General features: G+C 39.9%; 27 protein-coding genes. 13 read left to right on the top strand and 14 right to left on the bottom strand.

What is annotated here, in order from left to right; translation table 11 throughout:
* Positions 1 to 4: 4 nt before the first annotated feature.
* The 8 genes from CHU_RS14930 to purU form a co-directional block, all read right to left on the bottom strand.
* On the bottom strand, positions 5 to 625 hold the full coding sequence (locus CHU_RS14930) for a SprT-like domain-containing protein (RefSeq protein WP_011586420.1): 621 nt from the start codon (positions 623 to 625) through the stop codon (positions 5 to 7).
* Positions 626 to 709: 84 nt separating this feature from the next.
* Entirely contained in the window at positions 710 to 904 is a 195-nt protein-coding gene (locus CHU_RS14935) for a hypothetical protein (protein ID WP_011586421.1), read from the bottom strand.
* A gap of 138 nt (positions 905 to 1,042) precedes the next feature.
* Positions 1,043 to 2,350: a ribosome biogenesis GTPase Der gene (gene der / locus CHU_RS14940; RefSeq protein ID WP_011586422.1), complete on the bottom strand. Its 1,308-nt coding sequence runs from the start codon at positions 2,348 to 2,350 to the stop codon at positions 1,043 to 1,045.
* A gap of 7 nt (positions 2,351 to 2,357) precedes the next feature.
* Entirely contained in the window at positions 2,358 to 3,254 is an 897-nt protein-coding gene (era, locus tag CHU_RS14945) for a GTPase Era (RefSeq protein WP_011586423.1), read from the bottom strand.
* A gap of 202 nt (positions 3,255 to 3,456) precedes the next feature.
* A complete protein-coding gene (locus CHU_RS14950) occupies positions 3,457 to 4,716 on the bottom strand; it encodes a Y-family DNA polymerase (protein ID WP_011586424.1) in 1,260 nt (419 codons plus the stop codon).
* Positions 4,717 to 4,848: 132 nt separating this feature from the next.
* The gene (locus tag CHU_RS14955; RefSeq protein ID WP_011586425.1) at positions 4,849 to 5,268 is read right to left on the bottom strand and encodes a LexA family protein; all 420 of its coding nucleotides are present in this window, start codon (positions 5,266 to 5,268) and stop codon (positions 4,849 to 4,851) included.
* Between the two features lie 454 nt (positions 5,269 to 5,722).
* Positions 5,723 to 7,744: a T9SS type A sorting domain-containing protein gene (locus CHU_RS14960; protein ID WP_011586426.1), complete on the bottom strand. Its 2,022-nt coding sequence runs from the start codon at positions 7,742 to 7,744 to the stop codon at positions 5,723 to 5,725.
* A gap of 31 nt (positions 7,745 to 7,775) precedes the next feature.
* On the bottom strand, positions 7,776 to 8,600 hold the full coding sequence (gene purU / locus CHU_RS14965; RefSeq protein WP_011586427.1) for a formyltetrahydrofolate deformylase: 825 nt from the start codon (positions 8,598 to 8,600) through the stop codon (positions 7,776 to 7,778).
* 618 nt (positions 8,601 to 9,218) lie between these two features.
* Here purU and CHU_RS14970 point away from each other — a divergent pair.
* The 13 genes from CHU_RS14970 to CHU_RS15030 all read left to right on the top strand — a co-directional run bounded on the left by CHU_RS14970 (position 9,219) and on the right by CHU_RS15030 (position 23,475).
* Positions 9,219 to 9,902, top strand: a complete 684-nt coding sequence (locus tag CHU_RS14970) for a GNAT family N-acetyltransferase (protein ID WP_011586428.1) — start codon at positions 9,219 to 9,221, stop codon at positions 9,900 to 9,902.
* Positions 9,903 to 10,044: 142 nt separating this feature from the next.
* Complete coding sequence (argG, locus tag CHU_RS14975) at positions 10,045 to 11,241, top strand: argininosuccinate synthase (RefSeq protein WP_011586429.1); 1,197 nt, start codon at positions 10,045 to 10,047, stop codon at positions 11,239 to 11,241.
* 109 nt (positions 11,242 to 11,350) lie between these two features.
* Positions 11,351 to 12,325 carry an N-acetyl-gamma-glutamyl-phosphate reductase gene (gene argC, locus CHU_RS14980; protein ID WP_011586430.1) on the top strand — a complete coding sequence of 325 codons (975 nt, stop codon included), beginning with the start codon at positions 11,351 to 11,353 and terminating at the stop codon, positions 12,323 to 12,325.
* A 73-nt stretch (positions 12,326 to 12,398) separates the two neighbouring features.
* Entirely contained in the window at positions 12,399 to 12,758 is a 360-nt protein-coding gene (locus CHU_RS14985) for a four helix bundle protein (protein ID WP_011586431.1), read from the top strand.
* Between the two features lie 72 nt (positions 12,759 to 12,830).
* Positions 12,831 to 13,982, top strand: a complete 1,152-nt coding sequence (locus CHU_RS14990) for an aspartate aminotransferase family protein (RefSeq protein WP_011586432.1) — start codon at positions 12,831 to 12,833, stop codon at positions 13,980 to 13,982.
* 166 nt (positions 13,983 to 14,148) lie between these two features.
* A complete protein-coding gene (locus tag CHU_RS14995) occupies positions 14,149 to 14,541 on the top strand; it encodes a peptidylprolyl isomerase (RefSeq protein ID WP_011586433.1) in 393 nt (130 codons plus the stop codon).
* 146 nt (positions 14,542 to 14,687) lie between these two features.
* On the top strand, positions 14,688 to 15,638 hold the full coding sequence (locus CHU_RS15000; protein ID WP_011586434.1) for an acetylornithine carbamoyltransferase: 951 nt from the start codon (positions 14,688 to 14,690) through the stop codon (positions 15,636 to 15,638).
* A 74-nt stretch (positions 15,639 to 15,712) separates the two neighbouring features.
* Positions 15,713 to 16,507 (top strand): acetylglutamate kinase, encoded by a 795-nt coding sequence (gene argB / locus CHU_RS15005; RefSeq protein ID WP_011586435.1) that lies wholly within the window; start codon positions 15,713 to 15,715, stop codon positions 16,505 to 16,507.
* 116 nt (positions 16,508 to 16,623) lie between these two features.
* Positions 16,624 to 17,688 carry a M20 family metallo-hydrolase gene (locus CHU_RS15010; protein WP_011586436.1) on the top strand — a complete coding sequence of 355 codons (1,065 nt, stop codon included), beginning with the start codon at positions 16,624 to 16,626 and terminating at the stop codon, positions 17,686 to 17,688.
* A 137-nt stretch (positions 17,689 to 17,825) separates the two neighbouring features.
* Positions 17,826 to 19,163, top strand: coding sequence for an argininosuccinate lyase (argH, locus tag CHU_RS15015; protein ID WP_011586437.1), 1,338 nt, complete (start codon positions 17,826 to 17,828; stop codon positions 19,161 to 19,163).
* A 113-nt stretch (positions 19,164 to 19,276) separates the two neighbouring features.
* Positions 19,277 to 21,847, top strand: coding sequence for a hybrid sensor histidine kinase/response regulator (locus CHU_RS15020; RefSeq protein ID WP_011586438.1), 2,571 nt, complete (start codon positions 19,277 to 19,279; stop codon positions 21,845 to 21,847).
* 1 nt (position 21,848) lies between these two features.
* Positions 21,849 to 22,064 (top strand): DUF1653 domain-containing protein, encoded by a 216-nt coding sequence (locus CHU_RS15025; protein WP_011586439.1) that lies wholly within the window; start codon positions 21,849 to 21,851, stop codon positions 22,062 to 22,064.
* Between the two features lie 136 nt (positions 22,065 to 22,200).
* Complete coding sequence (locus CHU_RS15030; RefSeq protein ID WP_238379296.1) at positions 22,201 to 23,475, top strand: sensor histidine kinase; 1,275 nt, start codon at positions 22,201 to 22,203, stop codon at positions 23,473 to 23,475.
* Positions 23,476 to 23,543: 68 nt separating this feature from the next.
* On the opposite strand, the gene CHU_RS15035 is transcribed toward CHU_RS15030, so the two are convergent.
* The 6 genes from CHU_RS15035 to CHU_RS15060 form a co-directional block, all read right to left on the bottom strand.
* The gene (locus tag CHU_RS15035) at positions 23,544 to 23,987 is read right to left on the bottom strand and encodes an HvfX family Cu-binding RiPP maturation protein (RefSeq protein WP_011586441.1); all 444 of its coding nucleotides are present in this window, start codon (positions 23,985 to 23,987) and stop codon (positions 23,544 to 23,546) included.
* A gap of 24 nt (positions 23,988 to 24,011) precedes the next feature.
* Positions 24,012 to 24,761 carry an HvfC/BufC N-terminal domain-containing protein gene (locus CHU_RS15040; protein WP_011586442.1) on the bottom strand — a complete coding sequence of 250 codons (750 nt, stop codon included), beginning with the start codon at positions 24,759 to 24,761 and terminating at the stop codon, positions 24,012 to 24,014.
* Complete coding sequence (locus tag CHU_RS15045) at positions 24,745 to 25,578, bottom strand: HvfB family MNIO-type RiPP peptide maturase (protein WP_011586443.1); 834 nt, start codon at positions 25,576 to 25,578, stop codon at positions 24,745 to 24,747. The genes CHU_RS15040 and CHU_RS15045 overlap by 17 nt, the downstream gene beginning before the upstream one ends.
* A 67-nt stretch (positions 25,579 to 25,645) precedes the next feature.
* Positions 25,646 to 25,942 carry an HvfA family oxazolone/thioamide-modified RiPP metallophore gene (locus CHU_RS15050; protein ID WP_011586444.1) on the bottom strand — a complete coding sequence of 99 codons (297 nt, stop codon included), beginning with the start codon at positions 25,940 to 25,942 and terminating at the stop codon, positions 25,646 to 25,648.
* An 85-nt stretch (positions 25,943 to 26,027) separates the two neighbouring features.
* Entirely contained in the window at positions 26,028 to 26,309 is a 282-nt protein-coding gene (locus tag CHU_RS15055) for a hypothetical protein (RefSeq protein WP_011586445.1), read from the bottom strand.
* The gene (locus CHU_RS15060) at positions 26,309 to 26,890 is read right to left on the bottom strand and encodes a sigma-70 family RNA polymerase sigma factor (RefSeq protein ID WP_011586446.1); all 582 of its coding nucleotides are present in this window, start codon (positions 26,888 to 26,890) and stop codon (positions 26,309 to 26,311) included. Before CHU_RS15060 ends, CHU_RS15055 begins: the two co-directional genes overlap by 1 nt.
* Positions 26,891 to 26,932 lie beyond the last annotated feature (42 nt).

Raw genomic sequence — 26,932 nt, forward strand, 5'->3', positions numbered from 1 at the left:
AATTCTATGATGCCGAAAGATCCTTTTTTACTTTCATTGCTTTTGCAACGCTGTACTTTCTTCCGGAGCTGAGCTGAATGCAAAGGGCTCGTTTGGTTTTAAATTCTTCTATTTTAAACGAATCATTTTTAATGTAAAAAACATCACCAACTTTCAGATCTTCGAGGAACGTGTATTCATCTGCATCTTTATCATAACGGCTCAGCACTTTCATCAAGGCTACATCTCCGCAGGAAGAGGCGGAAGGTTCATTAAACATATGTAAGTGCAAAGCAAGCAGAACATCCGCTGGAAATACTTCCGGTTTTAAAATCGGATACATCACTTCTTTAAATGCTGACTGCCATTCCTCTCCGTGCGGCTTTACCGATATGCCGTGCCGGATAGTTGTAACCAAATGTGCGACTTCGTGTAAGTAGGTTACAAGAAACGAATATTGATTCAATCCTCTGTTAACTGTGATGGTATGTTTTTTTGTTCTGGGGTCAAAAGTATAATCACCGAGTTTGGTTTCGCGGTCGCGGCTGGCTTTAAAATAAAATCTGCCCAACCGCCAGAGTTCGATGGCATAATCAATGGAGGCCAGAGGCAGGTGAGCACGGAGAATATCCGGAGTGGATCGCATGCTCTAAAGATACAAAGTATATAAAAAAGAAAAAACCGCTCATAGAGCGGTTTTTCATAATTCAATGGACCTAAGTCCGGTGAATTAGTGAGCAGCAGGAGCTGTAGTAGCAGCTGAATCCTTAGCTAATGTGTCAGCAGGAGCTGGAGCAACTGGAGTTGTGTCAGCAGGAACTTCAACTTTTAACGTGTCTTCAGAAGAAACTTCAGCAGTTTTTTCAGCGCAAGAAGAGAATGCTAATACTGCAGCTACAGATAATAAAGCGAATACTTTTGTCATGATTGTAATAATTTATAGTTTATTTTCGGATACAAATTTAATACTTTTTTCAATTATCCAAGGTATTAGCATCTTTTTTTTATTTAGATGCAATATTTTTGAGATAATTTCAATAATTGACGTTGTGTTTTAAAGATGTTATTTCTTTCTGTATACAATAGAGATCGGCACGCCTTCAAAATCGAAGTATCCGCGGATCTTATGCTCCAGAAAACGGGAGTAAGACTCACCCACATATTGAGGGAGATTACAGAAGAATGCAAACGTTGGGGATTTTGTCGGCAACTGTGTTACATATTTAATCTTCACATATTTCTGTTTTGTAGCAGGAGGCGGATTATAATCTATTTCCTTCAGGATCTTATCGTTCAATTCAGAAGTTGGAATTCGTTTCCCTCTGTTTTCATACACCTTCATGATTGCCTCCACAGACTGGAACAAACGCTGCTTGTTTAATACAGAGATGAACATAATCAACGGGTAATCAATCGGCTTTAATGCCTCACGGATATTCTCCTGGAACACCTGCGCCGTCTTTGAATCCTTTTCGATCAAATCCCATTTATTGACAAGGATTACAATGCCTTTTTTATTGTTATGCGCCATCCAGATAATGTTCATGTCCTGCGACTCAATGCCACGCTCGGCATCGATCATGATCACACACACATCTGATTCTTCCAGCGCTTTAACCGAACGTAAGATGGAATAATATTCTACGTCTTCTTTGATTCTGGATTTCTTGCGGATACCTGCCGTATCTACAAATATGAATTCCTTACCAAATACATTATAGTGAGAGGTAATGGAATCTCTTGTTGTACCTGCCTGATCGGTTACAATACTACGGTTGGTACCTAACAAAGCGTTCACATAGGAAGATTTACCTGCGTTTGGACGACCCAATACAGCAATTCTTGGAATGCCTTTGTTGGGATCTTCTTCACCTTCGTCTTTAAAGTGCGAGATCACTTCATCTAACAATTCACCTGTACCCGTTCCGTTTTGAGAAGAAATAGGCCATACCTCACCCATTCCAAGTTCATAGAACTCGGCACTCATATGTAAGCGCTTGTTGTTGTCAGATTTATTGGCAACCAGTATCACCGGTTTTTTAGAACGTCTGATTTTGTTGGCAAACTCCTGGTCCAGGTGGTGCACACCTACATCAGAATCTACCAGAAACAAAATAACATCTGCCTCATCAATGGCAATATCCACCTGGTCCCTGATCTGTCCTTCGAATATATCATCCGAACCTGTTACATATCCGCCGGTATCGATTACGGTAAAGAATTTACCACACCATTCTGCTTCGCCGTAATGGCGATCACGTGTTACCCCGCTCTCATCATCCATGATGGCAATACGTGCGCCTACTAAACGATTGAAAAACGTTGATTTACCAACATTGGGTCTACCAACTATGGCTACTATATTTGACATATTCTGATTAATCTAATTTATACCCGAACTGACGTAAATAAAACTCTTTACTTCGCCAGTCTGGCTCTACTTTTACAAATGTTTCCAGAAAAACTTTTTTGCCGAAGAATTCTTCCATGGATTTACGGGCCTGGGTCGCCGTACGTTTCAAGGCCTCACCACCTTGTCCAATCACAATTCCTTTCTGTGAATCACGCTCTACAATAATAACTGCCTGTATGCGCAACAGATCTTTCTGGTCTTTAAAAGACTCTATCAATACTTCCGAACTATACGGAATTTCTTTGCTGTAATTTTTAAATATTTTTTCTCTGAAAATCTCCGATGCAAAAAAACGCTCAGGCTTATCTGTCAGTTCATCTTTATCATAAAACGGCGGATGTTGCGGTAAATGAGACAATACCCATTTCAACACCATATCCGAATTGAAGTTTTTCAAAGCAGATACTGCTAAGATAGAATCTGCCTTAGGGAATTCTGCTTTCCATTTCTCAACCAATGCATCTATTTCTTCCTGCGTAGAAAGATCGATTTTATTCAGCACCAGCAATACCGGTACTTCTACATTGTTGAGGCGCTGCAATACCAGTGCATGGTCTTCCGGATCTTTTACATCCAATACCCACAGAATCATATCGGCGTCTTCCAGCGAAAAGTCTACAAAACGCATCATCGACTTCTGAAGTTCATATTTCGGCTCAATTACTCCGGGCGTATCTGAGTATACGATCTGAAATTCAGGATCATTGATAATACCCATCACGCGGTGGCGCGTAGTCTGGGCTTTTGGTGTAATGATAGACAAGCGCTCTCCTACCAGGCAATTCATTAAGGTTGATTTACCGGCATTTGGCCTGCCAATAATACTGACAAAACCCGCTTTATGTGTTTCTGAGTGATTCATTTGTGTTTGTAATCAACAAAGGTACAAAAAAGTTTTGGCTTCTAAGCTAAGGTATTCGGTTTGAATATGATATAAATGGAGGTTTTCCTACATGGCGGGCGGAGAGCGGAACGCGGAAGGCTTAAAGCGGAAGGCTAAACGTCAGACGTATATGTGAACGTGCTTATAGGGAAGCATGCTTTCATAAAACGTAAGGCATATTTTACTTATTACCTACATGCACGACCAGTATCTCCCCTATCCTGGTCGTATAGTTGGGCGACATGTTTTCACAGCGCAGCTTCCAGGTATTGTTATCATTACCTTGTATGGCTTGCCGAAGGACATTCTTTCCCAGTTTCTGATTCAGTTTATCAATCGTGTCTTCCAATGCATGCAACCGCGCATTCTTTTGGGGTTCGAATAAATTTAACTGGATCTTTTCTTCGGGAACAATATCAATAACGGTTACGCCACATTTTTTATAATAGACATCTTTCTTAAACAAGAGCTCTAACCCTTTTGAAGCATATTGAATCAACGTGGCTGTATTGTTGGTTGCCTGTGGTAATTTAATGTAGGTGCCAAAATATTTATCGCCTTCCTGGTCGGTAAAGCGGCTTTTTGATAAGGACACATACATACCGGCTGCGGCACATTTTTGTTTGCGTAATTTCTCGGCACAGCTGGCAGCGTGTGTGGCTATAGCTTCCTGGATAGAGGCAAATGTATTCTGCAGTTCACCGAATGAACGTGAAGTACAGATGGATTTTTTTTCCGTCAATTCATCTTCCATATCAATGCACGGAATTCCTTTTAATTCCTTATATGTACGCAGCCCGATCACTGAAAAATGCTGGCGTACCCATTCTTCGCGCTGATTCACAAACTGCTCAATGGTATCAACATAATTTGCCTGCAGCCGTTTCGCATTCCGCCTGCCGATGCCCCATACATCCTGCAGTGCGCACGCATTCAGCTTTTCCTGAATATTATCCGGATAAATAATATGTACGCCGCCTGTTTTTTTTGAAAGACGGTTCGCCAGCTTGGCGAGTGTCTTGGTTGGCGCAATGCCCACGCCTACCGGGATTCCGGTATGCTGTTTAACTGTATTGCGAATGGTATGGCCAAGTGTTTCTAAATCCGTATGGCTCTCATTCAGATGCAAAAATGCTTCATCAATGGAATAGACTTCTATATCCGGCACAATGGAAGCAAGCGTTTTCATTACACGATCAGACAGATCCCCATACAGCGTATAGTTTGAAGAGAAAGCAGTCACCTTACCATTACGCACCAGCTCTTTCATTTTAAAAAATGGTTCACCCATTTTAACACCGATTGCTTTAGCTTCATCGGAACGCGAGATCACACAGCCGTCGTTGTTAGAAAGCACAACAACCGGCTGCTGCCGCAGGTCGGGACGGAAGACACGTTCACAGGAAACGTAGAAACAGTTGCAGTCGATTAATGCGTACATGTAAAGCCGAAGGCTGAAGCTGAACGCCTAAAGCGTTGCGTTTGATAATGGATTAATTTTGTTAATACTATGAGATACCGTAAGGCTTACAGAGGCTCAAGCATTAGGCTTTTAGCCTTAAGCTTTGGACATTTATGGTTTATGAATCACATATGTTACTACGCCCCATACGTCAAAGTCCATGGTTTCAGTGATCTCAATGGGTTTGAATTTTTCGTTCTCGGGAATGAGGTAGAGTTTGTTGTTGTATTTGCTGATGCGTTTGACAGTAAATTCACCATCAATAATAGCTACTACAATCTGATTGTTTTTAGGTTCAACCGAGCGGTCGACCACCAGCAGATCACCATCGTGAATAGCTGCGTTGATCATAGAATTTCCTTTTACACGTACATAAAAGGTTGCTGTCGGGTGCTGGATAAGATATTCGTAAATATCGATCCTGCTGTCTAAGTAGTCGCCCGCCGGACTTGGGAAACCGGCTGCAACTGCACCATTTGCCAATGGAATTGGCGGGTGTATGGCTTGGGATAAGCTGTTGTAGATCTGCATAGCTGCTTTATTCTAATTTTATTAGCAATTTACTAAATAAATTAGAATAAAGCTGTACCAATCATTAAATGATTGTAAATAATTGATTGGCAGGACAAAATGTTTTACTGAGATTTATATGCGGAATATTGTGCAGAATGCCTTTGATTTTGCTCATTTATATAGCTGTTCCATAAAAATACCTTCTTAAGGTGGCCCCATTCCGGCATTTTTGCGAACTTTGCAACTGCAGCTGCTTTTATTATGAAAAAAGCACCTTTTCAGCGTTTTTAATCTGGAAATATCCCAAGACCGAGACGGAATATACACGGAATGTAGGTGCAGAGACCGCCTGATAATATGCTATTGTAGCAGTAGTGCTATATATGGAAAGGGTGAGGAGCGCTTCTCATTTCGCAAGCGCAAGGGTTGCCGCAACCTTACATGTAGACGTTTATCAGACCAACCAATCTTGTTACTGTTTCACAATCTTTTTCGAGGCAGTGCTTCCATCCTTTTCTACCAATAAAAGATATATTCCCGACGGAACAGCGGACATATCAATTTTAATTTTATCTGTACCTACTCCGGTTGTAATTAAAAATCCTGTTGAGTCGTAGAGTGTATAGGTAACAGATGCCTGGGAAGATAATTTTTCTTTAAATTCTATATGGCATTCATCCTGCACCGGCACCGGATAGACCGATAACGCAGCTTCAAGTTTACTGTCTCGTGTAGCTGTTATAATTGATACTTGTAACGCAAGCGTTGAACTTACAGCATTTGCGTTTGTTTCTTTTACAGTTATGGCATTATTTATCGCTGTACGCTGATTGGCACTAAACGTGTTCGCGTTTACTCCGAAATCAACTACAATGGAATGTGTCCCTTGACCCGAAACGATGTCTGCATTATCCGGTACAGTCCAATAATAAGTCATACCTACTCTTTGAGGTACAGAATAGTGTACTCCTGTCTGGTTCGGAAATACTGAAACCGGCCCTGTGATTGCAGTACTGAAATCAGAACCTAATATTAACGGTTCAGAAACCACAGTATATGTTTTTGGACAAAAATATGTAACGTTCATTTTTACTGTATACACATCTCCCGATTTATATGTAGTACTTAACGTTTCCGTTTGATCACCAATGATCTGACCATTTTTATACCATGTATATTCTAAAAAATAAGGACTTTCTTCTGAAACAGCTTTTAGAATTATGGCTTGCCCATCGGTTAAAGTAGTTTGTGTATGTAGACTGATTGAAACAGATGGGTATGCCTGAACGATTGCCTCAATTGGATTTGAAACTACTTTTGATATAGTTACACATGCCAGACTGCTGGTCATCTCACAAGTAAAGATATCGCCGGCTGCATAATTATCTTCAATCAACACCGGATAATTCTGAATCCAATCAATTGTTACACCATTTTTCATCCAGCGGTAAGATGGCTCAAAGCCTCCGTTTGTTGCATGAGCAGAAAGGTTTATAGGGGTGCACAACGGAATTGAATTGCCAAAACCAGCGATGGATACGTGTGGCGTAACCAGGGGCGTAACAGTGATTGCAACAACATTGCTGACAGCCATATTTTTCAATTCCGGATATGAATCATCCTTTACGACTCTTCTATAATACGCATCTGCTATTACTGGTATTTGCGGTGCATAATCGGTTTCTGTAGCTCCAGGTATATCCGTCCATGAGTCAACACCATCCGGTGATACTTGCCAGTTATACGTAGTATTAGCTGTTTCTCCTGTTACAGGAGAAATTTCAATAATCGGGTCTGGCAAACCTGTATGGCAGACTGTTTGATCTGAGCTTATTATACCGGCACCAATGCTGCTATAAACAGTAACAGTAATAGGCCCGACCAAAAATTCCGAAGGAACTGCGCAGGGGTAATTTGTTTTCACTGCACAATAAACACGATCATTGTCTACTGGGGATTGTAAAACAAATGTATCATTGGTTGCACCTTCTACATAACTATAATTTACCATCCACCGGTATTCAGGTGAGCTGCCTCCGTATGTAAGCTGTTCTGTTGTAAAAGTAATTGACTGGCCAATGCCTACTGCTGTTTGTGATGCATTTATAATCATATATGGCAGCACATAGGGTAATCCTGTTGCACGTGTTGTCTGGGAAATTATGGTTGCACACGCATTTATAACATCGACTCTGAATACGTCTGTTGAATCATCAGAACTATTAAACGAATACACATACTGCGTTGCACCATCAATAGGAGTATCATTTTTATACCATTGGTAAGAACTGGCATTTAATGCATCCACAATCAATTGCGGAAGAAAATTAAGGCATTTCCCTCCATTAACCGGACGAGGCTGAACAATTATTACAGGCGCCGTACAAGGATCTGCGTGAGTATTTTTTATATCATCCGGACCTAAGTCAATAGATTCTGCGCTGACAAAAAATGTTACCAACAGCATACAAGCTGCCACAATTATTTTTTCCATACTAGTATTAAACTTGATTGTACGTGCTGTTTTAAAATATGACCGTCTTATTGGCGCTTACATATACCTTCTGTTCCAGTACGAGCTGCAGCGCTTTCGCCAGCACGAGTTTTTCCACGTCTTTACCTGCAGCAGCCATTTCCATGGGGCTCAGGGAATGATCTACCGGAATCACTTCCTGGTGAATGATCGGTCCTTCATCCAGGTCCTGGTTTACAAAATGCGCCGTGGCTCCGATAATTTTTACACCACGCTCATATGCCTGTCTGTATGGGTTTGCGCCTTTAAATGCCGGCAAGAAACTATGGTGAATATTGATCATGCGGGACGGATACTGCGATGTAAATTCTTCACTCAGAATACGCATAAACTTTGCCAGCACAATGTAATCCGGATTGTATTGTTTCAGGCAGTCCAGCAATTCTGCTTCGTGTGTTTCGCGGCTTTTATCTTCATGTGAAATGAAGTGGTACGGAATGTTAAACTTCTCCGTATAGGCCTTTAAATGCTGGTGGTTTCCGATAACCGCTACCAGATTTACCTTCAGGTTGCCGAAGTAATATTTACTGATCAGCTCGGTTAAGCAATGCTCTTCTTTGGTTACCATAATAACCATTTTTTTCAATTCTCCGTTGCTTACCAGCAAGCTGTGATCAGCCGGTAAAACGGCTTCCAGCGCCGCACGTAAAACCGCCGCATCGATATCTCCTTCTACAACTGTACGCATTAAAAACCGATTGCGCTGTTTTTCAACAAATTCCCTGTTCTCGGTAATATTAAGGTTCAACCCTGCCAATACGCCTGTAATTTTATGAATTAACCCTTTCTGGTCCTCGCAATCGATAATAATAATCATACTATTTGTTGTTCTTGTATTCTATTCCGGTCAGCAAAACTACTATTATTTTATCATATATCGTTTGAGACAGCCGTGCAACCGGGTATTTTTTGGATTATTTACCTGCACAAATGCGTTTTATGTCTGCGGCATTAATTTGAAATTCAATAATTTATCTTCCATCCTGAAATTGCTAGCCTGATTGGCGTATGGATTTCGTTTTTTACCCGCAGCCATACGCTAAAACGGAGCCGTTTATTTTAGCTCTAAGTAATTTCTTCTCAAGCTTTTGAAGGAAACTATTTCGGTAAAAAAATGGTTAATGCTTTGTATAAAATGAATTTTAAATTACATTTGCTGTCTGAATTATTTAAGGTTACATGCAAAAGTCTAACTACATCGTGTTTCTCACAACCCCAAATCCTTTTGGGGCGGTTAGCTTATTTTCTGCGTCTACCCAACCGAGGCCCTAGGCCGATCTAACCTTTGGTTTCTTACGTGGAAACTTCTCTTCAAAACATTAGCCATTAATCCGGCTAAACTCCAAACATTTCACAGTTTCATAACAGTATTTAATCTATCTTTAATACGCGTTGAATCTACCGGATCAAACAGTATTGAAGCGTCTTATTTGAAATGAAAAAAACAAGCGTATCTGATATTAAAGTAGTAGTAGCAGGACCAGAACATAAACATTTAGCTGAAGCCATCGTTGATGAAATGGCTGAAAGTGCAAAAGCCCGCGGAACAGGTATTGCCAAGCGTAGCCCCGACTACATCCGTCAGAAAATGGATGAAGGCAAAGCTATTATTGCCGTTACCAAAGCAGGCGAGTTTGCAGGTTTTTGTTATATTGAATCCTGGAGTCACGGTAAATACGTGGCTAACTCCGGCTTGATTGTAGCTCCTGACTTCCGTCAGTATGGCTTGGCGACCAAAATCAAAGAAAAGGCGTTTGAATTATCGCGTAAAAAATTCCCTGATGCTAAGTTATTCGGATTAACAACCTCTGCGGCTGTTATGAAGATCAACTCAGAACTGGGCTACAGACCTGCGCATTATACCGAGCTTACCAACGATGAAACCTTCTGGAAAGGGTGTTCCAGCTGCATCAATTATGAGATCCTGAAAAGCAAGGACCGTAAGATGTGCATGTGTACGGCCATGGTGTACGATCCGGAAGAAAAGAAAAAGAAAAAATGGGATTTCATTACGGAATCAAAACTTTGGGAAAGATGGCAACGCTTAAAAAATCACAAGCTGCTGAAGTCTTTTGGCAAGGGTAGTGATAAGATATTGTCGTTTCTTGGATTGGCGTAAAGCTTAAACCAATGCTAAACGCGGAAAGCTTAATGCTTTTCGTTTCTAACTTAAAGAACTCTTGAGAATAATATAATTCTCTTAATCTATAACAAAACGAAAAAGCTTTAGGCTTTAAGCCTTCAGCGTTAATCTTACAAAAATGAAAAAGAAAGTAGTATTGGCCTTTAGCGGCGGATTGGACACAACGTATTGCGCAAAATATTTATCAGAAGACCTGGGGTATGAATTGCATACTGCCATTGTTAATACAGGCGGTTTTTCTAAAGAAGAATTAGCTGACATTGAAAAGAAAGCATACGAACTGGGTGTAACCTCTCATACTACACTTGACATCATTGAAAAATATTATGCGGAATGTGTTAAGTACATGGTGTACGGAAACATTTTGCGTAACAATACCTATCCGCTATCTGTAAGTGCCGAACGTGTGTTTCAGGCGATGGCTATTGCAGAACATGCTAAGAAAGTTGGGGCTACGGCTGTGGCGCACGGTTCTACCGGGGCAGGTAATGACCAGGTTCGTTTTGATGTGGTGTTCATGATCATGAATCCGGGTATTGAAATCATTACACCGATCCGCGATATGAAATTATCCCGTGAAGCAGAAATTGAATACCTGAAGAAAAAAGGGGTTGTGCGTGACTGGAGCAAAGCGGCGTATTCGATCAACGTTGGTATCTGGGGTACTAGTGTTGGCGGTAAAGAAACATTAACATCTGACAAAACACTTCCTGAAAGTGCTTTCCCTACACAGGTTACTAAAACAGGTGAAGAAGAAGTTGAACTGGAATTTGAAAAAGGACAATTGGTTGGTTTGAATGGCAAACGCATGAAATCAACGGATGCAATTGTTGAATTAAATAAAATTGTTGCTCCTTATGGTATCGGCCGTGATATTCACGTTGGTGACACCATCATTGGTATCAAGGGCCGTGTAGGTTTTGAAGCTGCTGCTCCGATGGTAATCATCAAGGCACATCATACGTTAGAAAAACATACGCTTACAAAATGGCAGATGTACTGGAAAGAGCAATTGGCTAACTGGTACGGAAACTTTGTACACGAAGGTCAGTTCCTTGAACCGGTAATGAGGAACATTGAAACATTTTTAGAAGATACGCAGGTGCATGTTACCGGCAAAGTAAAAGTATTTGCTGCGCCGTACCGTTTTCATGTAGTAGGTATCGAATCTGCACATGACCTGATGTCTGCTAAGTTTGGTAAATACGGAGAAGAAAATAATGCATGGTCGGGCGACGATGTTAAAGGTTTCTCTAAAATATTCGGCAACCAGACGATGATTTATCATAGAGTGAACGAAGACGTGAAAGGTTAAATGCAAAAGGCGTTCCGCCGCGGCGGAGCTAAATGCTGGTCGTCTCGATAGTAGTTATTCGCTTTCAGCTCCGCCGCGGCGGAAGGCTTTAAGCTTTAAGCAAAAGATAATGAGCACAAAAATAAAAATAGGCATCGTTGGCGGTGCAGGATATACAGGCGGAGAATTGCTTCGTATTCTGGTAAATCACCCGAATGCGGAGATTGTATTCGTACACAGCAACAGCAATGCAGGTAATCCAATCTATAAAGTTCATACAGACCTTATCGGCAGCACGGATCTTGTTTTTACAGGTGAATTAAGCAATGCTATTGATGTATTATTCTTATGCGTTGGTCACGGTGATGCAATTAAATTCCTGCAAGCTAATCCGGTTGAGTCACACATTAAGATCATCGATTTAAGTCAGGATTTCCGTATTGAAAAAGACGGCAACGACTTTATTTATGGTTTACCGGAATTACAGCGTGATAAAATAAAGCTTGCTAAAAATATTGCAAACCCGGGTTGTTTCGCAACAGCGATTCAGTTGGGCTTACTTCCGCTTGCAGCAGAGAACGTATTAACAAACGATGTGCATGTATCTGGCATAACAGGTTCAACCGGGGCCGGACAATCGTTATCACAGACGTCACACTTCAGCTGGAGAAATAATAATATGTCTGTTTACAAGGCATTAAATCACCAGCATTTAAAAGAGATCCGCCAGAGTTTAACGAATCTGCAATCTTCATTAGAGAAGAATATTCATTTCATCCCGTACCGAGGTGATTTTACACGTGGTATCATAGCAACCATGTATACGCCATGCAGCTGGACAATTGACGAAGCTATAGCGAAGTACAAAGCGTACTATGCTTCGCATCCATTCACACATGTGGTAGATGAGAACATTGATCTAAAACAAGTAGTGAATACAAACAACTGCCTGCTGTATCTGGAAAAGCACGGCGACCAGTTAATGATTGTAAGCATCATCGACAACTTGTTGAAAGGTGCTTCGGGCCATGCGGTTCAGAATATGAATCTGATGTTCGGGCTGGAAGAGACAGTTGGTTTGAGGTTGAAAGCAGCTTCTTTTTAAATAGCTTAAAGCTTTAGGCTTAAAGCCTAAAGCTAACGTTCATTAACATACATAATACCATTTTTCATCAGCTATGAAGAATTACAAGAATTTAACAGTATGGCAGGATTCTCACGAACTTGTTCCTTTAGTTTATAAAGAAACCAAAGCGTTTCCAAGAGAAGAAGTTTATGGAATAACTTCACAACTCAGGCGGGCTGCTGCATCTATTCCTGCTAATATTGCAGAAGGATGTGCTAAAAATTCAGATAGAGAATTCAATCGGTTCTTGCAAATAGCGATGGGCTCTCTAAATGAATCAGAATATTTTCTTTTTCTAAGTAAAGAATTAAATTATTTAGCTGAAGCAAATTATATTAAAATGTCAGGTCAATTAGATATTATAAAAGCAAAGCTAATTAACCTTCAAAAGAAAGTAATGCAAAACGCATAACAATAAATAACTAGTTTAAGACTTAGCTGCGGTATCATCGCGTTAGGCCTTAGGCATTAAGCTTTAAGCACTATGAAATTATTTGATGTCTACCCCCTAATCCCAATCGAACCTGTACGTGCACTTGGCTCCCGCCTTTGGGATGCAGCAGGTACGGAATATTTAGATCTGTATGGCGGCCACGCTGTAATCTCTATCGGGCATTCACATCCGTATTACGTTCAGAAAATTACAGATCAGATAAATAAAATCGGCTTCTACTCGAACTCGGTTATCATTTCCCTTCAGCAGGAATTAGCAGATAAGTTAGGTGTGGTGAGCGGCCATAATGATTATCAATTATTTCTTTGCAATTCAGGAGCCGAAGCTAATGAAAATGCACTGAAGCTTGCGTCTTTCCATAACGGCAAGAAAAAGATTGTTGCATTTAAAAAAGGTTTCCACGGCAGAACGTCTTTAGCAGTTGCAGCTACCGATAATCCTTCTATTGTTGCGCCTGTTAATGAAACTGATAACATCATCTTCTTACCATGGAACGATGAGGCTGCATTAGAAGCAACCTTTAAATCACACGGCAATGAGATCACTGCCGTAATCATTGAAGGCATACAAGGCGTAGGCGGCATCCACGAAGCATCCATGTCCATGCTTAAAAAGATCCGTACACTGTGTGATGAATACAATGCCGTTTATATTGCAGACTCTGTACAATGTGGCTATGGCCGCAGCGGTAAATTTTACTCACATGATTTTGCCGGTGTATCTGCAGATATCTATAGCATGGCTAAAGGTATGGGTAATGGCTTTCCGATCGGTGCGATCAGCATTGCACCATATCTTAAACCGAAACATGGTTTATTGGGTACTACGTTTGGCGGTAACCATTTAGCCTGCGCCGCGGCCATTGCAGTATTGGATGTGATCAAACAGGAAAACCTGTTAGAGCATACAACTCAGCTAGGGAATTATATTATTGAGCAGGCACGCAAGATCCAGGGTGTTAAAGAAGTTCGTGGTAAAGGTTTGATGATTGGTATTGAACTGGAAATTCCATGTGCGGAAATCCGTAACACGTTGTTAAGCGAACATAAAATGTTTACCGGTTCTTCTTCTGATAAATTTACGATCCGTATTCTTCCTGCCTTGAATCTGAAAAAAGCAGATGCAGATGCGTTCCTGAATGCATTGAAAGCAGTGCTGGAGAAAAGTCTGAAGAGCGCGTAGCCTTTAGCTTAAGGCGTAAGGCCCAACGCTTAAAGCTTTGCAAACAATATAAGCAGTTCCCATACATTAAGTCTTGTCCGTTTTGAATTACGAATAAATTAAATTTCAACATCCTTGCTTTAGGCTCCGCCGCGGCGGAAAGCTTTTAGCATTAAGCATATAAGAAATGAAACTACTACTACCTTTCTTTATCGTATTTATTTTAGCAACAGGTTGTGCTAAAGTAGCAACTGAACATCCTTGTCCGGCTGTAGAAGCCAGTCACATATTAACACCGGCCGAGTCTCCGGAACAATTTGAAAATGCACAGGATACCGCTGAAGTGATTATAGCAAAGCTAAAGAACGGAGAATCTTTTTCTGATCTGGCCTTGCAATACGGATCAGACGGTACGAAAACTCAGGGCGGAAATTTAGGCTGGTTTACACGTGGTATGATGGTGCAGCCATTTGAAGACTCTTGCTACAATGCAACCATTAACAAACCATTGATTGTAAAAACACAGTTTGGTGTGCATGTTGTAAAGGTTACGGGTAAGAAAGATATTCCCTGTAATTAAGCCAAAGGCTTAATGCTAAGAGCTAAAAGCTATCCCCTTGCCTATAGCATGTGTTCTTTGCTTTATAAAGCGCATGTTTAAAAAATATATTTTAAAATAAACATTACAACCAGGCTTTAAGCCTTAAGCGTTCCGCGTTAAGCATTATGAAAAATTTTATTTCTGTAAAAGACGTTACTGATATTCCCGGCCTGGTTAAAGAAGCATTGGAGCTTAAAAAAAATCCATATGCATTTAAAAAACTTGGAGAAAATAAAACCATCGGGTTAATTTTCTTAAATCCAAGTTTGCGTACCCGCATCAGCACACAGAAGGCTGCTAAGAATCTGGGCATGGATACGATTGTTATGAACATGGATAAAGAAGGCTGGGCGCTTGAAACGCAGGATGGCGTGATCATGAATCATAATACCGTTGAACACATCCGTGAAGCGGCAGCTGTTATGGGTCAGTATTGTGACATTATTGGTGTACGTTCCTTTCCGCGCCTGGTAGACAAGAACGAAGATTATTCAGAAGACTTCTTCAATAAATTTATAAAATATGCAGGTGTACCGATTGTAAGTTTAGAAAGTGCAACGCTTCACCCCTTACAATCACTTGCTGATTTAATTACGATCGAAGAAACAAAAACAAAACCACGCCCGAAGGTTGTATTAACCTGGGCCCCGCATATCAAAGCCTTGCCGCAAGCGGTAGCAAATTCATTTTCTGAATGGATGTGTAAAGCGGATGTGGAATTTGTGATCACACATCCCGAAGGGTATGATCTGGCAAACGAATTTACAAACGGTGCCCGCATTGAATACAATCAGGACAAAGCACTGGAAGATGCTGACTATGTGTATGTAAAGAACTGGTCTTCGTATGAGGATTATGGCAAAGTACATTCCATGGACAGCCATTGGATGATGACCAATGAAAAATTAAAATTAACCAACAACGCAAAAGTAATGCATTGTTTGCCTGTTCGCCGTGGCATTGAATTAGCAGATGAGATCCTCGACGGTCCGAATTCGCTGGTGATCCAGGAAGCAAGCAACAGGGTGTGGAGCGCGCAGGCGGTGCTGAAGAGAATGCTGGAGGCTCAAGGCTAAACGCCTAAAGCTTTATCGTTTGTTTAAAGTAACATTGCTTTAGGCGTTTGGCCTTCAGCACTAAGCAAAAAGAAATGCAGAAACTATACATCATAAAAGTAGGCGGCAACATCATCGACAATCCGGAAGCACTAACAAGCTTCTTAAAAGATTTTGCGTCGCTGAAAGAAAATAAAATACTGGTTCATGGCGGTGGTAAAGTTGCTACCGAGATCAGTAAAGGTTTGGGCATTGAAGCGCAGATGGTAGATGGCAGAAGAATTACAGATGCTGAAACCCTGAAGATCGTGACCATGGTATATGGTGGTTTGATCAACAAAAATATTGTTGCTAAGCTTCAGTCGAATGAATGCAACGCAATTGGTTTAACAGGTGCAGATGCAAACATCATGCTCTCGTCTAAACGCCCGCTTAAAAATGGCATTGATTACGGATTTGTTGGTGATGTAAAGAAAGTACATCCACAGCCGTTGATACATTTGTTATCGCAGGGTATTACGCCTGTTGTGGCTCCGCTTACACACGATGGCAACGGAACCATGCTGAATACCAATGCAGACACTGTAGCCTCAGAGCTTGCAGTAGCATTATGCGGAGCATTTGCTGTAAATCTTGTGTATTGCTTTGAATTGAAAGGTGTATTGAGAGATTTCGAAGATAAAGATTCTGTGATCAGCACTATCAATCCTGATACTTACGAAGAATTGAAATCAACAGGCGTTATTAATAAAGGAATGATCCCGAAGTTAGATAACTCTTTTAATGCGATAAACGCCGGTGTTTCTTCTGTCATTATTTGTCAGGCTGAATCACTGGTGGAATTGATAAATGAAAATAAAACAGTAGGAACAAAGTTAGTTGCAAACTAGGTGCCAGTTAACAGGCACTAGTTGCTAGACTAGAAATTGAATATTAGAAATTTAAAATACATTCAAATACAAAGAGCCTAATACTGGAAACTGGTAACTGGCAACTCGAAACTATTATGTTACAGACCTTACAAAAAGATGCGATCGAGTTATTGAAGACACTGATCAAAACAGAATCATTCAGTAAAGAAGAGCACAACACGGCAGAAATATTAAATACATTTTTAGTTGAACGTGGTGTTGAAACTATTCGTGAAAAGAATAACGTTTGGGCTTTCAACAAACACTTCGACAAGAACAAACCTACCATCTTATTAAACTCACACCACGATACGGTTAAGCCAAACCCTGGTTATACAAATGACCCATTCGAACCGATTGTGAAAGACGGCAAACTGTTTGGACTAGGAAGTAATGATGCGGGTGGCTGTCTTGTTTCTTTGATCGCAACGTTCCTGCACTTCTACAATGAAACAAATCTAAAGTACAACTTTTGTATTGCAGCAACAGCTGAAGAAGAAATATCTGGTTTTGATGGATTAGAATTGGTATATCCGAAATTAGGTCCGATCGATTTCGCCATTGTTGGTGAACCAACATTGATGGATATTGCTGTTGCTGAAAAAGGATTAATGGTTGTAGATTGTGTAGCCATCGGTAAGGCAGGACATGCAGCACGTGAAGAAGGTGAAAACGCTATTTATATCGCATTAAAAGATATTGAATGGATCCGCAATTATAAATTCGAACGCGTTTCTCCGCACCTGGGACCGATGAAAATGTCTGTAACCATTATCAATGCCGGTTACCAGCACAACGTTGTTCCGGAGAAATGTCATTTCACAATTGACGTACGTATCACAGAAGAATACAAGAACGAAGAAGTATTAAAGATCATTGATGATAATATTCAGTCGGAAGTAAACCCACGCTCTGTGCGTTTACGCCCATCATTCATTGATCCAAATCATGAGCTTGTTCATGCTGCCATTAAACACGGCGCTAAAACATACGGCTCTCCTACTACCTCCGACCAGGCATTGATTCCCGTACCTTCTGTAAAAATGGGGCCAGGCAACTCTGCGCGTTCACATACCGCCAACGAATTTATCTGGCTGATCGAAATCGAAGAAGGTATTGAAAAGTATATTAAGGTGTTGAGTGAAATCGTTCTAGCTTAAAGCCTAAGGCGGAAGGCCTAAAGCTTAAAGCCAAAATAAAACATTACAGTACATTTATATTAATAAGTAATATATAACACACATGCTTTTTGCGTAAGCCCAGCTTTTCGCTTTAAGCTTTAAGCCTTAAGCACACTATGAAATTGTGGCAAAAAGATACGGAAGTAAATAAAGACATTGAGCGTTTCACTGTTGGAAAAGACCGCGAGATGGATCTGTTCCTTGCTCCGTTCGATGTTCTTGGTTCAATGGCACACATTACGATGCTGGAAAGCATTGGCTTGATCGGTAAAGATGAACTTCCCGTATTGCTGAACGAACTCCGCACGATCTATACTGAAATAGAAGCAGGTAATTTCACCATTGAAGATGGTGTTGAAGATGTGCACTCACAGGTTGAGCTGATCTTAACACGTCGTCTTGGTGATCTTGGCAAGAAGATTCACAGCGGGCGTTCCCGTAACGATCAGGTGTTGGTAGATTTGAAATTATTCACCCGTCATGCTATTCGTGAAACGGTTGAAAACACCAAAGAATTATTCGATACATTACTTTCTCAAAGCGAAAAATATAAATCGGTAATCATTCCCGGTTATACGCACTTACAAATTGCAATGCCTTCTTCCTTTGGCTTGTGGTTTGGCGCCTATGCAGAAAGCTTAGCTGACGACATGCACATGATGCTTGCAGGTTACCGCATCAGCAATAAAAACCCATTAGGCTCTGCAGCAGGCTATGGTTCTTCATTCCCATTGAACCGTACGATGACGACAAACCTGCTGGGCTTTGAAGAGTTAAATCACAATGTGGTTTATGCACAGATGGGCCGCGGTAAAACAGAAAAAAATGTTACCGCAGCGCTTGCCTCTATTGCTGCCACTCTGGGACGAATGTCAATGGATGTATGCCTGTACATGAATCAGAATTTTGACTTTATGACTTTGCCGGATGAATTGACAACAGGTTCGAGTATCATGCCGCACAAAAAAAATCCGGATGTATTTGAATTGATCCGTGCGCGCTGCAACCGCTTACAAGCTTTGCCGAATGAAATTTCTATGATCATGGCAAACCTTCCTTCGGGTTACCACCGCGACATGCAGCTGATCAAAGAAAATTTCATTCCTGCTTTTCAGGATATAAATGACTGTTTGCGTATTGCAAATTTTATGCTGAAGCAGGTGAAAGTAAAAGAGAATATCGTAAAAGATCCAAAGTACTTATACATGTATAGTGTGGAAGTAGTAAATAACATGGTTCTTGAAGGAATCCCTTTCCGCGATGCATATAAAAAAGTGGGCGGTATGATCGAAGACAAAACGTTTACTGCTTTAAATACCATCAATCACACACACGAAGGCAGTATCGGCAATTTAATGCATACTGAAATTAACGTATCCATGCAGAAAGTGCTGGATGCATTTGAATTCAAAAAAATGGATATCGCCATTCAAAAGCTCTTATCCAAGGTGTAATAAAGGAAAAAAAGTACATCTTATTTCATATTTATTTTTTATCTTATAACTAGTACCAAAGGTATTTTATACGCATAAAAATCACCTTTGGTACTGGCTATAATTGATCCGATATGAACCTTTCCATTCGTACACTCAATATTATTTTTTCTATTTCGCTATTGTTGCTGGCTTCAGCTTTCATATACTCCTATCTGAATATTCAAGGTTTAAGATCCGCCAACCATTGGGTAAATCATACCAATAAGGTTATTATAAGTTTAGAAAGTATCTATTCAGATATTAAAAATGCAGAGTCCGGCGTAAGAGGATATGCACTGACAAAAGACGCTTCGTATCTTGAACAACAGGATCAATCACGTACAAATATTAAAAATCAACTTATTCTTCTTGATTCACTTCTTGCAGATAATCCGGAGCAGCACATTTACATAGATACGTTACAGAAAACTGTAAATGATCGCTTTTTTCTTTTCAATGGCTTAATTAATCTTACAAATAATAATGCAGACCAGGCGGAAGTGCTGCCGCTGATGCAAAAAGGAAAAGCATCTACGGAGCATATCTATAATCTGGTAAAAAAGATGAAAAATAATGAAGGAATTTTATTGCTGCAGCGGAATGAAAAAGCAGAAGCGCTTGATAAAACAACACCCATTACCATTGTATTCTCCGGCATATTTGGCTTCATGGTTTTAGTAATTTCGTATTATTTCATTTTAGCAGACCTGAAACAGCGCCGGAAGATCGCCAATGAAGTAAAGATTAAAAATACATTACTGGAATATGCGCAGCAGATTACTCAAATGGGGACGTTTGAATATAACGTTTTCACAAATACATTATTCTGGTCAAATGAAATGTACAATATTTTTGAATTAGACAGAAGCGTAATCCCTGAAATAAATTTTATAGATTCTCTTATTAAAGAAGAATCAGAGATTACACATAACAGAAGAAAGAAAAATTTTCAGCCTGGAGCAAGCTACTCAGATGAATTAAAAATACGTACGGTCAATGGCAATGAAAAAGTTCTTATATCGAATGGATATGTAGTGAATGAAGAAAATGGGCTGGTTGTGCATGGTGCCATTATTGACATTACACCATTGAAAAAAGCAGAACTAACAGCACGCGAACAACAGGAACTCATGCGGGTTGCCAAAGAAAAAGCAGAAAGTGCCAGTCAGTTCAAAACACGTTTTTTATCAAACATGAGCCACGAGATCCGCACGCCAATCAATGCGATCCTTGGCTTTACTGCTATTTTAAGTAAGCAGGAACTTACCGAACAACAAAAAAAATTACTGAAAAATATTTCTATTTCAGGTGAACTCTTATTAAAACTGATCGGCAATATTTTAGATATCAGTAAAATTGAAGAAGGTAAAGTAATTATTGAAAGTAAATCGTTTCACCTCAAAGAATCGATCCGTTCCGTGTTGAGTCCGTTTCAACATTCGGCTTCTGAAAAGGGATTACAGTTTCATTTAATTATTGACAAGTCTATTCCGGATTATTTGCTGGGCGATTTTCCGCGGATCTCTCAAGTGTTGGTGAATCTGATCGGCAATGCATTGAAATTTACCAGCCATGGAAATATTACTGTTTCTGTTCTTCTTACTAAAAAACAGGATGGACTTTCGTTTGTTGAGTTTGTTATAAATGATACAGGTATCGGAATTCAAGCTAATAAACAAGACGAAATATTTGAAAGCTTCACACAGGCTAATGAATCTATTTCGGTAAAATATGGCGGTTCAGGGCTTGGTTTATCAATCGTACAGGAGGTTGTACATTTAATGGGCGGTAACATACAGGTTCAAAGTCCTGCACATTATAACGAACGCGGCAAAGGCTACGGAAGTAAATTTTTCTTTACGCTTCCGTTTAAATTAGGCGAAAAGGGCGCTGATCCGCAGGCAAAGAAAACAGCTGTTCAGCCATTTCCACGCGTATTACATATTCTGGTGGCAGACGACAATGAAATGAACCGTACCCTTGCAACCTATACATTGCAGTCGTTAGGCTGTACGTTTGAGATCGTAGAAAACGGTTTGCAGGCAATACAAAAAGCGGCTGCCAATACCTATGATATCATATTAATGGATATGCAGATGCCTGTTTGCGATGGCTTACAGGCAACACGTCAGATCAGGCTGAATAAAAATACTACTCCTATCGTTGGCTTAACGGCAAACGTTTTCCAGGAAGACATTAACCGCTGCCTGGATGCAGGTATGGACGGGCATTTAGGAAAACCTTATACAGAAGAAGATTTGTACCACATTATTGACAAATGGGTTTTCAAAAATGAAAAAAATATCGCAGCCTCAGTACCTTCATTTTCAAATTATGAATTTATCGAAAAGCTTTCCAAAAATGATCCGGTGATTTTCCGTGAAATGCTGGAAATGTTTTTGAATCAGAATGCACAATTATTAAAAATAATACATACTGCAATCAATGCCGAAGATCTGGAGACACTTTCCTTTAACGTACATCAATACAAATCATGTGCGCGCATGTTAAACATTGAAAAACAGATTTCGCTGATTAAGCAGATTGAAGAAAAAATTGAAGCGCGTGTTTCTCTTGAAACAATACGTACAGATATTATGCAGCTTATTGAAACCGGAGCATTAGTATCAAAAGAAATTGAGCAGAAATTATTAATCGTTTAATATGTCAGATTTAATCACACCGGGAAAATACATGCATTACAAGGGAAATGTATACGAAGTACTTGGTACAGCCAAACATTCTGAAACCGAGGAAGACCTTGTTTTATATTTTCCGGCAAAAACTCCTGGCCAGCTTTGGGTGCGGCCATTAGCTATGTTTTTAGAATATATTGAACTAAACGGAGAAAAAACACAACGTTTTAAAAAAATTCAATAGCAATTAAGTCTTTCATTTCCAGCTGCTTTTTAATTATTATCTTTAACGAACCAAATGTATCTCCTAGCTGGATTGTATGCCGTTATTGAATTTCATACGCACTAAAATTATCCGCAGATTTATCAATCTGAGATCCTTGTCTTCCCGGCAAGTTCCCTATGATGAAATCATCCGGATAGAACTGCTCGTTGCTATGTGCCTGTTGACGGTAATATCTGGCATACTGTATATTATTATCGGTTCTGTTTTGGGTGTATCGTTTTTAATCATACTCAATTACCTGCTTTTCTTTTCAACAGTTGTGCCGCTTGTTCTCTACTTAATTAAAAAAGGATATTACAACCAATCCAAGCTAATCATGATGGTGATCGGGAGCTTGTTCATGTTTATTAAAGCGGCTTCTCTGGGGCGCGATTCAGGTATGAATCTTTCTATGCTCATTATTGTTTTTGCAACATTTGCCTTTTACAGCATCAACGATTATAAATATATCCTGCTGTCGCTGTGCCTTTCAACCTGTTTAATTACTGTACTGGAAGTAACTGATTATAATTTATTGGGAGATGATACTGCTACAAATAACTTCGAGTATGAATTTAACTATATCTCGACCGGCCTCTTTGCCATTTTATTTTTTTATGTAATTCTCCGCGTGAATCAATACATGAATAGCAAGCTCGCTAACTTAAACAGTAAATTGCTTGTTAAAAATAAGTCACTTAAAAAATTGAATCAGGAACTTGACAGCTATGTATACCGCACCTCACATGACATGCGTGCACCGTTGACTTCATTAATGGGTTTGATTCAGTTAACTAAAACAGAAAAAGATCCGGAAAAATTAAATGCTCTTATCCAGATGCAGGAAAACTGTATCAATAAACTGGACCTGCATATTCAGCAGATTATTCAGCTATCCAGAAATATCAAAACGGATGTTCAGGCACAGCCAATACAATTCAGATCTATTCTGGATGATATCTTTGAAGAGCTCAGTTTTTTTGAGCAGGCAGGTATTATAAAAAAGAATATCCGTATAGATACTCCCTCTACCTTATACTCTGACCCATACAGGATCAAAACAATTCTGAACAATCTTATTTCCAATGCATTTAAATATTACAGAAAAAGTGAAGATGACCCCTATATTGATATCGATATATCCAGTACTAAAAGCGTTACAACGATAATCATTAAAGACAATGGAATCGGCATAACGGCCGAATACCTGGAAAATATTTTTAACATGTTTTACCGTGCCAGCAATCAAAGCAAAGGCTCTGGACTTGGTCTTTATATTGTTAAAGAAATGGTTGAAAAAATTGATGGCACTATTTCAGTAAAATCCCGCGTGAATACGTTCACACAGTTTTATATTGAATTGCCGAATAATAAAAATTTTACTGAATAGTTATAAAATCAAAACACCAGCCCCTGACAAGAGAGCTGGTGCCTGATTTCGAAAATAAACTATATATATTATTTTTTGCGCAGCAGCGCGTCTGCGCTGTATTTCCCGGAACCGTGTGTATGTAATAGAAACAGCATAATGATATAATACAGCGGAATTTCAAACCCATTATTTCCGGATTCAAAACCATTGGACCAATGTACCGTCACAATAGCAACAATCATAACAATAATTAACGGAAGCGTAAAAACCCGCACACCTAAACCAATGGTCAGTAAAATAACACCCAATATTTCTGCAGCGGTTGCCAGATACGCATTTAAAGCGGGCAACGGCATACCAAGGCTGGCAAACCATGCTATCACACCATTGATATTTTTAACCTTCATCACAGCCGGATGAAAAAATCCGTATGCCAACACCAATCGCATAGCCAATAATGCTACGTCCTGAAATTTAATAGATGCATTTCTGAATGCTTCGTATTTGTTTTTTAGTCCCTGTGAGATCATATAAAAATCAGTTAAAACGGTTACTTAGTTAAAGCCGAGTATAATTCTTTTACTCAGGCAATTTTTAAAAAATGAAACAATATTAATTCTGCTATCCGCGGCAAGCGCCAGTTGAGATTCTTCTGTAAACCGGCTGATCAGCTGGTCAACAGACATGGCTTCTTCTGTTAACCATTCAAACATACGGGCAAACATAGGTGCAATTTCTAAAAAGGCCACGTTACCCGTTTCCGGATTTCTATGTGTCAGCATGAAATAATGTGCCGCATCTGCAGGTGTTATTTCAGCGGCACGCTTTGCATAAACAGGGTATTGAAAATATTGCACGGCACAGGCAGGATTTAAAACAAGTGCGTCTGTTTCAACTGCCCCTTCTGTTTTATGCAGCACCTCTTCATCTTCCATCATAAAAACTTCGATCTCTACCCATTCAAACAGCAATAAATCTGAAAGGCAGGGATATTTTATCAGCAATGCCGATTGTTCTTCCTGTATATATTCATAGAACTCTAGTGGCATGCGCCATAAGTAGGGCGATGTACAGGCATGCGTTGAGAAATACCGGTGAACGGTATCGTCCCATTCCTGTGCTGTAAGTAATTGCCTGGTTAACGGATAAGAGGTAGACAAGGATTCATTCACGATGGTATAAATCATCGTCCTGTACCGCATGATCCCTTCTTCTTTCGTACCCGGTATAGCTGTTTCAATACCTGTGCGCGTATACGAAGCCAGCATACGCTGATATTGTTTTGTACTATCGTTGTATGCCATAAAGTTCTTTTGTTAAACAATCAGCCTTTATTTTTTTCAACCGGTCAATCTCTCCCTGAAGTTCGGAGAGCTGCGGAATATTAAAGTCCCGTTCCAGCAAGGTTGGCACATCGCGCTGCAGCTGATTCATGGTGTATTGATACAAGTAATACACCGGATCAACAATGGCTTCTCCGTGCGTATCAATGATCAGTGTTTCAGAAACCTGATCGTGACCCGCGATATGAATATACGCCACACGTTCCAGAGGCAGCTGATTAATGAATGCGTACGGATCGTAGTTGTGATTAAATCCGTTTACATATATATTATTAACATCCAGCAGCAAATCACAATCGGATTCCTGCAGAATGGCATTTACAAATTCTAATTCGCTCATCTCTGCTGCAACAGGTGAGTAATAACTCACAATCTCGATCGCAAGTCTGCGTTCCAGAAAATCCTGTATCGTTTGTATCCGTTTAGCAATATGCTTTACAGCATCGTGCGTGAAAGGGATCGGCAATAAATCATACAGATGCGCATTATCACATTTGGAATAACTCAAGTGTTCGGAATATACTTTTGCGCCTGTTTCTGCTAAAAATTTCTTTACGCCTTTTAATAAATCGAAATCTAATGCATCCGGACTACCTATAGACAGAGAGAGTCCGTGTGTGTATAAGGGATATTTTTCTAATGCCTGTTGTAATCTTTTTTTCCAGAGTCCGCCTATACCAATCCAGTTTTCAGGCGCAACCTCAATGAAGTCGGGCTGAAGATCCGTAGTATTTAAAAATTTTGCAGCAAAATCTTTTCTAAATCCTATACCAACCATATTCTGAATAAAGATTTAATGAATGAAATATTAAAGGCGAAGAAATATCTCCGCCTTTAGGAGGATATTATTTCTTTTTGTCAGCACCACATTTGCCTTCGCCGCACTTGCCTTCAGTAGTTTTGTGCTCACCGCATTTAGCGTCTGCAGCTTTACCTTCACCACATTTAGCTTCAGCTGAATCTTTACCACATGTATGCTCTGTACCACACGTATGCTCACCAGTAGTGTCTTTTGCAGGCGTTTGAACTTCAGTTGTTACATCTTTAGATTCTGTACTGCAGCTGGCAAAAATACTTGCAGCACCTAACATAGCACCTGCAGCAACTGAACTCCATAAAATACTTTTTGATTTTTTTTCCATTGTTGTTATTGTTTTGGGTTTATAATAACTTTCAATGGTTTGTCGGATTTCATACCACTTCCTGACAGAAAAAATGAATTATTTTTTATTTTTCGTCTAATTTATTATAAATCAGAATTTTAAATTTATTCAATGCTGTCGTACCGGGGGTGAAACCAGTCGGCGGCACACCTATTTGTCCTATTTTTTTACGCAACAGCTGATCCAGCATCCGGCTTTGCTTTTCATATTTACGACATACGGAACAGATCATTTCATGCACAAAAAGCTGCACCTTTTCCTTTGAAGTCAGCCCACTATCCAGCTTCTTTTCAATCAGAAAGGTAGCTGTTTCACAGGAAACCAAATACGTGTTGTATGTCTTCATTATTTTTTAAACCACTGTTGTTGCAGGCATTCCCGCAGCTGCAATTTTGCCCGGTGAATGATCTGCCAGTAATTAGTCGTAGATACACCCAATTCCTGACAAATAGTTCCTGCATCTTTTTGTTCCAAGTATTTAAGCTGAATGGCAGAGTTCCATAAAGGAGGTAATTTCCGGATGCATTGCATTAATAGTTCATTAAATTCCGGATTATCCAGCAGCTCTACGACTTCTTCGGTCCAGTTTTCCGGCCTGCGCTCTTTTCGCCATTCTCCCCCATCTTCGAACAAATAAGAAAATAAAAAAGTGCTTTGTTGTTCTGATATTTTATCTGCAGATACAACCGTACGTTTATAATTTTTCCGGTGAAAGTCGATGATCTTATTTTTAAGAATAGAAAACAACCAGGTCTTTGGTTTGCTTTTATTTTCAAAGGTATGAAAGGACTGAAACGCACTGATAAACGTTTCCTGAACCAGATCTTCTGCTGTTTCTTTGTTCGAAGTTTTATAAAACGCCCACGACAACAGATCCGAAGAGTATTCATTTACCCATGCCTTAATTATTCCGGAGGTTTCCTGCATAAAAATTTATAGTAATAGTTAAAAATACGTATTGCAGAATAC

The organism is Cytophaga hutchinsonii ATCC 33406 (genome assembly GCF_000014145.1).
Classification (GTDB): domain Bacteria; phylum Bacteroidota; class Bacteroidia; order Cytophagales; family Cytophagaceae; genus Cytophaga; species Cytophaga hutchinsonii.

Excerpts from the sequence above, each read along its gene's own strand:
- CHU_RS15020 (WP_011586438.1), top strand. The coding sequence starts at position 19,277 with ATGAACCTTTCCATTCGTACACTCAATATTATTTTTTCTATTTCGCTA.
- CHU_RS14935 (WP_011586421.1), bottom strand. The coding sequence starts at position 904 with ATGACAAAAGTATTCGCTTTATTATCTGTAGCTGCAGTATTAGCATTC.
- CHU_RS15045 (WP_011586443.1), bottom strand. The coding sequence starts at position 25,578 with ATGGTTGGTATAGGATTTAGAAAAGATTTTGCTGCAAAATTTTTAAAT.
- CHU_RS14960 (WP_011586426.1), bottom strand. The coding sequence starts at position 7,744 with ATGGAAAAAATAATTGTGGCAGCTTGTATGCTGTTGGTAACATTTTTT.
- CHU_RS14990 (WP_011586432.1), top strand. The coding sequence starts at position 12,831 with ATGAAATTATTTGATGTCTACCCCCTAATCCCAATCGAACCTGTACGT.
- CHU_RS15025 (WP_011586439.1), top strand. The coding sequence starts at position 21,849 with ATGTCAGATTTAATCACACCGGGAAAATACATGCATTACAAGGGAAAT.
- CHU_RS14995 (WP_011586433.1), top strand. The coding sequence starts at position 14,149 with ATGAAACTACTACTACCTTTCTTTATCGTATTTATTTTAGCAACAGGT.
- argB (WP_011586435.1), top strand. The coding sequence starts at position 15,713 with ATGCAGAAACTATACATCATAAAAGTAGGCGGCAACATCATCGACAAT.
- CHU_RS14985 (WP_011586431.1), top strand. The coding sequence starts at position 12,399 with ATGAAGAATTACAAGAATTTAACAGTATGGCAGGATTCTCACGAACTT.
- CHU_RS15050 (WP_011586444.1), bottom strand. The coding sequence starts at position 25,942 with ATGGAAAAAAAATCAAAAAGTATTTTATGGAGTTCAGTTGCTGCAGGT.
- CHU_RS15040 (WP_011586442.1), bottom strand. The coding sequence starts at position 24,761 with ATGGCATACAACGATAGTACAAAACAATATCAGCGTATGCTGGCTTCG.
- argC (WP_011586430.1), top strand. The coding sequence starts at position 11,351 with ATGAGCACAAAAATAAAAATAGGCATCGTTGGCGGTGCAGGATATACA.
- argG (WP_011586429.1), top strand. The coding sequence starts at position 10,045 with ATGAAAAAGAAAGTAGTATTGGCCTTTAGCGGCGGATTGGACACAACG.
- CHU_RS14950 (WP_011586424.1), bottom strand. The coding sequence starts at position 4,716 with ATGTACGCATTAATCGACTGCAACTGTTTCTACGTTTCCTGTGAACGT.
- purU (WP_011586427.1), bottom strand. The coding sequence starts at position 8,600 with ATGATTATTATTATCGATTGCGAGGACCAGAAAGGGTTAATTCATAAA.
- CHU_RS15060 (WP_011586446.1), bottom strand. The coding sequence starts at position 26,890 with ATGCAGGAAACCTCCGGAATAATTAAGGCATGGGTAAATGAATACTCT.
- CHU_RS15010 (WP_011586436.1), top strand. The coding sequence starts at position 16,624 with ATGTTACAGACCTTACAAAAAGATGCGATCGAGTTATTGAAGACACTG.
- der (WP_011586422.1), bottom strand. The coding sequence starts at position 2,350 with ATGTCAAATATAGTAGCCATAGTTGGTAGACCCAATGTTGGTAAATCA.
- CHU_RS14930 (WP_011586420.1), bottom strand. The coding sequence starts at position 625 with ATGCGATCCACTCCGGATATTCTCCGTGCTCACCTGCCTCTGGCCTCC.
- CHU_RS15000 (WP_011586434.1), top strand. The coding sequence starts at position 14,688 with ATGAAAAATTTTATTTCTGTAAAAGACGTTACTGATATTCCCGGCCTG.
- CHU_RS15035 (WP_011586441.1), bottom strand. The coding sequence starts at position 23,987 with ATGATCTCACAGGGACTAAAAAACAAATACGAAGCATTCAGAAATGCA.
- CHU_RS15055 (WP_011586445.1), bottom strand. The coding sequence starts at position 26,309 with ATGAAGACATACAACACGTATTTGGTTTCCTGTGAAACAGCTACCTTT.
- CHU_RS14970 (WP_011586428.1), top strand. The coding sequence starts at position 9,219 with ATGAAAAAAACAAGCGTATCTGATATTAAAGTAGTAGTAGCAGGACCA.
- argH (WP_011586437.1), top strand. The coding sequence starts at position 17,826 with ATGAAATTGTGGCAAAAAGATACGGAAGTAAATAAAGACATTGAGCGT.
- era (WP_011586423.1), bottom strand. The coding sequence starts at position 3,254 with ATGAATCACTCAGAAACACATAAAGCGGGTTTTGTCAGTATTATTGGC.
- CHU_RS14955 (WP_011586425.1), bottom strand. The coding sequence starts at position 5,268 with ATGCAGATCTACAACAGCTTATCCCAAGCCATACACCCGCCAATTCCA.